The organism is Pseudomonas juntendi (assembly GCF_009932375.1).
In the GTDB taxonomy this organism is placed as follows: domain Bacteria; phylum Pseudomonadota; class Gammaproteobacteria; order Pseudomonadales; family Pseudomonadaceae; genus Aquipseudomonas; species Aquipseudomonas juntendi.
In genome coordinates, this window is record NZ_BLJG01000533.1 from 1 (window position 1) to 468 (window position 468).

Sequence of the window (468 nt, forward strand, 5' to 3'; positions counted from 1 at the left end):
CAGGGTGTGGAAGCAGGACCGCGGGGCGTGTCAGTGGGGCGGACTGGCCGTGAAACGCCGGGTGCGGGTAGCAGGCGTGGCGGCGGGGCTGGGTAAGCGTGGGGCGAGTATAGCTAGCGCGCCAGGGTCCACACCAGTACCTTGCTGGCACAATTGTCCTCGGTTTCGAGGATCTCCAGGCGATAGCGGCCGATCTTCAGGCAAACGGCACTTTCGGGAATGCTTTCCAGTGCTTCGGTCACCAGGCCGTTCAGGGTTTTCGGCCCACCGTCGCAGGGCAGGTGCCAGCCCAGGCTGCGGTTGATTTCACGCAGCGAGGCAGTGCCATCGATGACGAATGTGCCATCGGGCTGCGGATGCACGTGCGGGTTTTCCAGGCTTTGTTCGTCTTCGAACTCGCCGACGATTTCTTCGAGAATGTCTTCCAGGGTGACGATACCCAGCACTTCGCCGTACTCGTCCACCACC

1 protein-coding gene is annotated in these 468 nt (G+C 62.6%); it reads right to left on the reverse strand.

Annotated elements, in window-relative coordinates:
* Positions 1–113: 113 nt before the first annotated feature.
* Positions 114–468 (reverse strand): transporter associated domain-containing protein (locus GYA94_RS27105; protein ID WP_161893495.1); only part of this gene is annotated, 355 nt, incomplete at its 5' end.